This window comes from Methylobacterium iners, from assembly GCF_022179305.1.
GTDB classification, from domain to species: Bacteria; Pseudomonadota; Alphaproteobacteria; order Rhizobiales; family Beijerinckiaceae; genus Methylobacterium; species Methylobacterium iners.
Window position 1 is genome coordinate 24,210 of the sequence record NZ_BPQP01000058.1, and the last position, 7,758, is coordinate 31,967.

A 7,758-nucleotide genomic window follows, 5' to 3' on the forward strand; every position below is an offset into this window, starting at 1 on the left:
TGACCGGATCCGATGAGAGCGGGCCGAGCGGGATGTCGCCCAACACGATGAGCCCGGCGCAGTCGCGAGCCGCCCGCGCCCTCCTCAACTGGTCTCAGGACGATCTCGCCGCGAAGGTCGGGCTTGGGTCGGCCTTCGTGCGGGATTTCGAAACGGGCGGAACCGATGCGGCCTCGGGACAGGTCGAGGCGCTGCGAAGTGCCTTGATGACGGCGGGGATCGTCTTCAGCGAGGATGGCTCCGCTGGCGTCCGCCTCACGGGGCATGGGGGTGAGGAAGGGACGCGGGTCGACGCGCTGACGACGGAGAACGACCGCTAGCCGCGGCCCATCGCGACGGCCTTCAGGTCGCAAGCTGTGTCTGCCGCTTGGTCCGGCGTCAGCGCGATCGCCTGCGCGAGGATGCGCCGGGCCGCCATGTGATCGGCCGCGCGGTCCACGGATTCGACGCCGGTGAGGCGCCCGTCGCGGAATCGGAAGACGGAGAACCCGGTCTCGGCGTGCCGGACCACGCTCTCGTCGCCCGGCGCCGGCAGGCCCGCGATCTGAAGCTTGTGCGGGCCCTGGTCACTCCAGAACCACGGCACGGCATCGTAGGCCGCCGGCCGGCCCGCGATCCGGGCGGCGACGCAGCGCCCCTGGTCCAGGGCGTTCTGCACCGATTCGATGCGGATGGCGGCCCCGTCCGCGAAGCGGCTCGGGAAGCGGGCGCAGTCGCCGATGGCCGAGACGACCGGGTCTTGCGTCGCGAGGAAGGCATCCACGTGGATGCCGTTCCCGACCGCGAGGCCCGCCTCCCCCGCGATCTCCTCGTTCGGGATCACGCCGATCCCGACGAGTACGAGGTCGGCCGCGAGCCGGTCCCCATCGGCAAGGGCCAGGGCGACGGCGCGGCCACCCTCTCCCTCCACCGCCGTCACGCCGGCGCCGAAGCGGAAGCGGACGCCTGCCGCGGCCTGCGCGTCGCGAAAGAACGCGCCCGTATCGACCGAGACCGCGCGGGCCATCGGCCTGCCGGCGGCCTCGATCACCGTGACGCTCAAGCCCCGGGCCGAGCAGATGGCCGCGAGTTCCAGGCCGATGAACCCAGCTCCGACGATCGCGATCTCCCGCGCGTCGGCGAGTGCCGCCTTGAGCCGGTCCGCGTCGGCGAGCGAGCGCAGGGCGTGGACGCCTTCGAGATCGGCGCCGGGCACCGGCAGCGGCCGGACGCGGGCGCCGGTGGCGAGGACGAGATGCTCGTAAGGAAGCGGTGACGCGCCTTCCACGTGCACCTCGCGCCGCGCCCGATCGACCGCCGTGGCGCGAATGCCGGCCCGGTGCTCGATGCGGTGCTCCGAGAAGAAGCCCGGAGCGCGCAGCGCCAGCCCGGCCGCGTCGGTCTTCCCGGCGAGGTAGGCCTTGGAGAGCGGCGGCCGCTGGTAGGGAAGGTCCGCCTCCTCTCCGACGAGGGTGACCGAGCCGGCATAGCCCGCTTCCCTGAGCGAGGCCGCGACCTGAAGGCCGGCTTGGCCCGCGCCGACGATGACGACGCTCACGTCTCGAACTCCGAGAGCGCCGAGCCGGCCGAGGTGTCGAGCACGGGAAGCCAGCGCGCGCCGTCGCTGATCACGTATTCCCAGCAGGCCGCCGCGGCGGGCCCCAGCACCTTGTCGGCGCGGCGGACCACGTACCAATCCCGCCGGATCGGCAGGCCCTGGACGTCGAGAAGGATGAGGCGGCGGGTCTCGACCTCCGCGGCGACCGTATGGCCCGAGATCAGCGCGATGCCGAGGCCCGCCATCACTGCCTGCTTGATCGTCTCGTTCGATCCCGAATCGATCCCGAGCCTGGCCCGCTTGATCATGACGCCGGCCATGAACTCCTCGAAGACCGTGCGCGTCCCCGAGCCGTCCTCGCGCACGAGGAAGGATTCGTCTGCGAGGTCGGCCCGGGTGAGGCCGGAGCGCCCGGCGAAGCGGTGATCCGGGGGAGCGATCAGAACCAGGGGATGGGCGCCGAAGGTATCCGCCTCGATGGCGAAGTCGCGCGGCGGACGCCCCATGATCGCAAAGTCGATCTCGTAGTTGCGCAGGGCCTCGACGGTGCTGCCCCGGTTGCCGACCACGAGGTTGATCTCGACCATGGGATGGTGGCCGACGAAGCCCGAGATGATGCCCGGCGCGAAGTACTTCGCCGTCGAGACGACGCCCATGGCGACCCGGCCGCCGCCGCCGCCCTTCAGCGTGCGCAGCCGGTCGGTGCAGGTCTCCAGCACCGTGTTGATGCTGTTGATCGCCCACAGCATCTCGCGGCCGGCATCGGTGGGCTTCAATCCGTTCGGCGTGCGGTCGAACAGAAGCAGCCCCGCCTCTTCCTCCAATTGCCGGATGCGGGCATACAGCGCCGCCGAGGTCACGTTCAGTTCCTGGGCGGCGCGGGTCATCGTGCCGAGGCGGGCAACCGCGGCGACGGCCTGGAGCTGCTTCAGAGACAGGTTGCGCATTCCGCGTTTCTAGTTTTTTTGGAGTGCCTCGCAAGTTTTTTTAGATTTCCTTCGTCATCAGCCGCTCGGCACTGGTGCTCGCGTGAGACGAGGCCTTATCGTGCCGGCGAGCTTTGCGCGGGAATGACGTGTCGTCCGGGTCTCGAAGCGATGGAAGGACGTGAAACGATGTCGGCAGGTTCGCCTCTGGAGCTCGGATCGAGGCTCGATACGTGCCTCGCGCAGATCGTCGCCGCGGAGTCCCGCCTTGCCGACGCGGCCGCGGTCGTCGCGGCCTGCGCCGAAGCCGCGATCGACGTCAGCGCCCTGATCGGGCGCGGCTCGCTCGGCGGCGACCTTGCCGCCCAGGGCGCTCAGAACAGCGACGGCGACGTGCAGAAGGCTCTCGACGTCCTCGCCCACGAGCGCTTCACCGAGGCCTTGCGGAGCGCGCCGGTGGCCGAAGTCGCCTCGGAGGAGGCCGACGGCGTGATGGTGCTCAACGCCGGTGCGCCACTGGCCGTCGCGATCGATCCCCTCGACGGGTCGTCGAACATCGGCGTCAACATGGCGGTGGGCACGATCTTCGGCATCCGCCCGGCCCTGTCGCGGGAGGGCGACCTCATCGCCTCGTTCACGGACTCTGGCACCGTGCAGATCGCGGCGGGCTTCGTCACCTACGGTCCGGCGACCTCGCTCGTCGTGACCTTCGGCCACGGCACCCAGATCTACACCCTCGACCGGGAGGTCAGGGCCTTCCGCCTCACGAGCGCGGCGCTGAACGTCCCCGCCCAGAGCAAGGAATACGCGATCAACGCCTCGAACGCGCGCCACTGGGACGCCCCGGTCAAGGCCTTCATCGAGGATTGCCTGAGGGGCAGCGAGGGCCCGCGCGACCGCGACTTCAACATGCGCTGGCTCGGCTCCCTGGTCGCCGACGCCCAGCGCGTCCTGATGCGCGGCGGCGTCTTTCTCTATCCCGGCGACAACCGGAAGGGCTACGCGCAGGGGCGCTTGCGCCTCCTCTACGAGGCCGCGCCGATCGCCATGCTGATGGAGCAGGCGGGCGGGGCCGCGACGGACGGCGAGCGCCGCATCCTCGACATCGCGGCGACCGGCATCCACGAGCGCGTGCCGCTGGTGTTCGGCTCGGGCGAGGAGGTCGCGTGCGTCGCGAAGTACTACGAGGGCCGCAACCCGGCCGCGGGACGCTCGCCGCTCTTCGGCCAGCGCGGCCTGATGCGAAGCTAGGGGCGCGGGACAGCCCCCGAGGTCACGATGTCGGCGCGTCACCCCATCATCTCGGTCACCGGCTCGTCGGGCTCGGGCACGACCTCCGTGCGCAACACTTTCGAGCAGATCTTCCGGCGCGAGGACGTGAACGCCGTCTACATCGAGGGCGACGCCTTCCATGCGCTCGACCGCATCGCCATGCGCAAGGCGATGGCGGAGGAGCCGACGCTGAGCCACTTCGCGCCGCGCGCCAACCTCCTGCCGGAATTGGAGGAGGTCTTCCGCACCTACAGCGAATCCGGTCTCGGGCGGACCCGCCACTACGTCCACGATGCCTCGGCGGCCGAGTGCTACGGCACGCCGCCCGGGACCTTCACGCCCTGGGAGGATTTCTCGGCGGGCTCCGACCTCCTGTTCTACGAGGGCCTGCACGGCTGCGTCGTGAACGACACCGTCGACATCGCGCGCTACGCCGACCTCAAGATCGGCGTCGTGCCGGTGATCAACCTCGAATGGATCCAGAAGCTGCACCGGGACCGCTCGTTCCGCGGCTACTCCACCGAGGCCGTCACCGACGTGATCCTGCGGCGGATGCCGGACTACGTGCAGACGATCTGCCCGCAATTCTCCTGGACCGACATCAACTTCCAGCGGGTGCCCACCGTCGACACCTCGAACCCCTTCATCGCGCGCTGGATTCCGACGGCCGACGAATCGATGGTGGTGATCCGGTTCCGGGACCCCAAGGGGATCGACTTCTCCTACCTGACCTCGATGATCCAGGGCAGCTTCATGAGCCGTGCCAACTCGATCGTCATCCCGGGCGGCAAGCTCGATCTCGCCATGCAGCTCATCCTGACGCCGATCATCATGCAGCTCGTCGAGCGCAAGCGGCGGATGGCCTGAGCCCCGAACCGAAGTGAGACCCGCCGCCATGACCCGCTCCATCATCGCCCCCTCGATCCTCTCGGCGGATTTCGCGCGGCTCGGCGAGGAGGTCCGGTCAGTGGTCGAGGCCGGTGCGGACTGGATCCATCTCGACGTCATGGATGGGCATTTCGTCCCCAACATCACCTTCGGTCCGGCTATCGTGAAGGCGCTGCGGCCCCACAGCCAAGCGCATTTCGACGTGCACCTCATGATCACGCCCGCCGACCCCTACCTCGAAGCCTTCGCGGAGGCCGGGGCCGACACGATCTCCGTCCACGTCGAGGCCGGGCCCCATATCCACCGCTCGCTCCAGACGATCCGGGCGCTCGGCAAGCGGGCGGGGATCGCCCTCAACCCGGGGACGCCGGCCGCGATGGTCGAGCCGCTCCTCGACATCGTCGACCTCGTCCTCGTCATGACGGTCAATCCGGGCTTCGGCGGCCAGAGCTTCCTCGCCTCGAGCCTCGAGACCGTCGCCCGGGTGGCGGCGATGAGCGCGGGGCGCGGCATCGACATCGAGGTCGACGGCGGCATCACGGCTGAGACGGTGGGGGCGGCCGCCAGGGCCGGCGCCAACGTCTTCGTGGCCGGCAACGCCGTGTTCAAGGCGGCGGAGGGCTACGCTTCGGCCATCGCGGCGATCCGTTCGGGCGCGGAGGGTCGCGGGTCAGCCGGTCCGGTCGCGTGCTGAGGGCGCTGATCTTCGACGTCGACGGGACGCTCGCCGAGACCGAGGACCTGCATCGGCAGGCCTTCAACCGCGCCTTCGGTCAGCTCGGGCTCGACTGGCACTGGACGCCGGACTTCTACGGCGAGCTTCTCAAGGTCATGGGCGGCAAGGAGCGCCTCGCCCACTACATCGAGACCTTCCACGTGGGTGAGGCCCCTGCCCTGCGCCGGCGTCTGTCCGAGATTCACGACCTCAAGACCCGTTTCTACGGCACCCTGATCGAGGACGGCGGCCTGCGCCTGCGCCCCGGGATCGGACGCCTCATCGGCGAGGCGCGCGAGGCCGGCCTGCAGCTCGCGGTCGCCTCGACGACGAACCGCGCCAACGTGGACGGCCTCGTCAGGCTCAACTTCCCGCAGGGCGACGCCCCCTTCGCGGTGATCGCCTGCGGCGACGAGGCGGCGCGCAAGAAGCCGGCGCCGGACGTGTTCGACCTTGCCCTGCATCGCCTCGGCGTCGCGCCCTCGGAGGCGATCGCCTTGGAGGATTCGGCGGCCGGCATCCGCTCGGCCCTCGATGCGGGCCTGCCCGTGCTCGCCACCCGCAGCCGCTACACGGCGAGCCACCGCCTCGACGGCGCCTTCTCGGCGATCTCAGACCTCGGCGAGCCGGGCGCCCCGCACGAGCACTTGGCGGGGGTGGAGTGGCCCGGTGGCATTGTCACCCTCGACGGCCTTCGCGACTGGCACGCCGAGCAGAGCGGACTTCCCAAGGCGACGCCTGCCAACTGACGTCGCGGGTTGTTTTCCAAGCTCCGAGGTCTCTGCTATGCCAACGGTGCTGCAATCGGGTGGGCTTCGTGTTGTGATCTACCCGAATGATCATCGTCCGGCGCATGTCCACGTGATCGGCAACGGGTGTGAAGCCGTGTTCATCCTGAATGGTCCGAAAGGACCAAGTGAGATCCGGGAAAATTTCGGTTTTTCGCGTCGCGAAGTGTCTCGCATCGCGGCGATGCTCGATGTCAATCTGCCGGTTCTCGTCAGAGCCTGGGAGCGGATTCATGGATGAGGATGCCTTCGATGCCGCCACGGCGCGGGCTCGGCGCGTGTCCGCCGACGAGCCGCACGCAGTGTCCGCCCGGTACCTGGAACGGGAAGCCGTTCTCCTCGTCGTTCTCTCGTCGGGAACGGAGCTTCGGTTGCCCGTCGCCGACCTTGAAGGGCTCGCTGATGCCTCCGCAAAGGACCTCGCCGAGATCGAGGTGAGCCCGGCGGGGCGGGGCTTACACTTCCCTCGGCTCGACGCCGACCTCTACGTCCCCGCGCTTATCGCGAACGTTCTCGGATCGCCGGCATGGAACGCCCGGCGCGCCCGCGCGTCGGCCTGACCCGGGGGATCTTGCCGCCCGGCCATGTGCCGGCCGCGCGAACAGGGTCGCTCCCGCGACCGCCCCGACAGCCAAGCTCGCCAACCGGGCCCACTTTCCAGCCATCACCCCTCCTCCGCGTTGCCACCCAGCGCCGGCCCGGCCTATAACCCCGATCATTCCCAACGCGGCGACGTCGAGGAAGGGGCCGCCTGGGCTCCGAGACCCCGTCGCTTTTCCGCAAGGTCACGCCATGGCCGGCCATTCCCAGTTCAAGAACATCATGCACCGCAAGGGCCGCGTCGACGCGGTCCGCTCCAAGGTGTTCGGCAAGCTCGCCCGAGAGATCACGGTGGCGGCCAAGCTTGGCACGCCGGACCCGGCGATGAACCCGCGCCTGCGCGCCGCCATGCTCGCGGCCCGGGCCGAGAACATGCCCAAGGACAACATCGAGCGCGCCATCAAGAAGGCAACGGGCGGCGAGGGCGAGAACTACGAGGAGATCCGCTACGAGGGCTACGGCCCCGGCGGCGCGGCGCTGATCGTCGAGGCACAGACCGACAACCGCAACCGCACCGCCTCCGACGTTCGCTCGGCCTTCACGAAGTCCGGCGGCAGCCTCGCGGAGACGGGCGCGGTCGCCTTCCTGTTCGACCGGGTCGGGGTGATCGCCTTCGCGGCCGAGGTCGCCGACGCCGACACCATGCTGGAAGCGGCCATCGAGGCCGGTGCCGACGACGTGCGCTCGGGAGAGGACGGCCACGAGGTCACCTGCGCCCAGGATGCCTACGGCGAGGTCTCCAAGGCGCTGGAGGCCCGCTTCGGCGAGCCGCGGCGCACGGGCCTGATCTGGAAGGCGCAGACCACGATCGAGGTCGACGACGAGACGGGCGAGAAGCTCGTCCGCTTGGTCGAGGTCATCGAGGACCAGGACGACGTCCAGAACGTCTACGTGAATTTCGCGCTCTCCGAGGCGTTGATGGCGAAGCTCGAGGGGTGAAGTCCTTGCCCTTCCTCCCCGCGCTGCCGAATTCACGAACCTGACAGCGGGCAATGTGGACCGCCCTCTCCCTACCAACCGCCGTCATTCCGG

General features: G+C 69.6%; 10 protein-coding genes. 8 read left to right on the top strand and 2 right to left on the bottom strand.

Annotated features, from left to right (window positions below; genetic code table 11):
* The first annotated feature begins 32 nt into the window (after positions 1–32).
* Positions 33–320 (top strand): helix-turn-helix domain-containing protein, encoded by a 288-nt coding sequence (locus MFF55_RS17665; protein ID WP_238245418.1) that lies wholly within the window; start codon positions 33–35, stop codon positions 318–320.
* Here the strand turns inward: MFF55_RS17665 and MFF55_RS17670 are convergent.
* On the bottom strand, positions 317–1,537 hold the full coding sequence (locus MFF55_RS17670; protein ID WP_238245419.1) for an NAD(P)/FAD-dependent oxidoreductase: 1,221 nt from the start codon (positions 1,535–1,537) through the stop codon (positions 317–319). The genes MFF55_RS17665 and MFF55_RS17670 overlap by 4 nt on opposite strands.
* Complete coding sequence (locus MFF55_RS17675; protein WP_238245420.1) at positions 1,534–2,484, bottom strand: LysR family transcriptional regulator; 951 nt, start codon at positions 2,482–2,484, stop codon at positions 1,534–1,536. Before MFF55_RS17675 ends, MFF55_RS17670 begins: the two co-directional genes overlap by 4 nt.
* Before the next feature lie 168 nt (positions 2,485–2,652).
* Here MFF55_RS17675 and MFF55_RS17680 point away from each other — a divergent pair, with 168 nt between their 5' ends.
* The 7 genes from MFF55_RS17680 (at position 2,653) to MFF55_RS17710 (ending at position 7,665) form a co-directional block, all read left to right on the top strand.
* Positions 2,653–3,714: a class 1 fructose-bisphosphatase gene (locus tag MFF55_RS17680; RefSeq protein ID WP_238245421.1), complete on the top strand. Its 1,062-nt coding sequence runs from the start codon at positions 2,653–2,655 to the stop codon at positions 3,712–3,714.
* A 27-nt stretch (positions 3,715–3,741) separates the two neighbouring features.
* The gene (locus tag MFF55_RS17685; protein WP_238245422.1) at positions 3,742–4,602 is read left to right on the top strand and encodes a phosphoribulokinase; all 861 of its coding nucleotides are present in this window, start codon (positions 3,742–3,744) and stop codon (positions 4,600–4,602) included.
* Between the two features lie 28 nt (positions 4,603–4,630).
* The gene (gene rpe, locus MFF55_RS17690) at positions 4,631–5,317 is read left to right on the top strand and encodes a ribulose-phosphate 3-epimerase (protein WP_238245423.1); all 687 of its coding nucleotides are present in this window, start codon (positions 4,631–4,633) and stop codon (positions 5,315–5,317) included.
* Positions 5,311–6,087: an HAD-IA family hydrolase gene (locus MFF55_RS17695; RefSeq protein ID WP_238245424.1), complete on the top strand. Its 777-nt coding sequence runs from the start codon at positions 5,311–5,313 to the stop codon at positions 6,085–6,087. Before rpe ends, MFF55_RS17695 begins: the two co-directional genes overlap by 7 nt.
* Positions 6,088–6,124: 37 nt before the next feature.
* Positions 6,125–6,367, top strand: a complete 243-nt coding sequence (locus tag MFF55_RS17700; RefSeq protein WP_238245425.1) for a DUF4160 domain-containing protein — start codon at positions 6,125–6,127, stop codon at positions 6,365–6,367.
* Complete coding sequence (locus MFF55_RS17705) at positions 6,360–6,686, top strand: DUF2442 domain-containing protein (protein ID WP_238245426.1); 327 nt, start codon at positions 6,360–6,362, stop codon at positions 6,684–6,686. The genes MFF55_RS17700 and MFF55_RS17705 overlap by 8 nt, the downstream gene beginning before the upstream one ends.
* Positions 6,687–6,918: 232 nt before the next feature.
* Positions 6,919–7,665, top strand: a complete 747-nt coding sequence (locus MFF55_RS17710; RefSeq protein ID WP_238245427.1) for a YebC/PmpR family DNA-binding transcriptional regulator — start codon at positions 6,919–6,921, stop codon at positions 7,663–7,665.
* Positions 7,666–7,758: the final 93 nt, after the last annotated feature.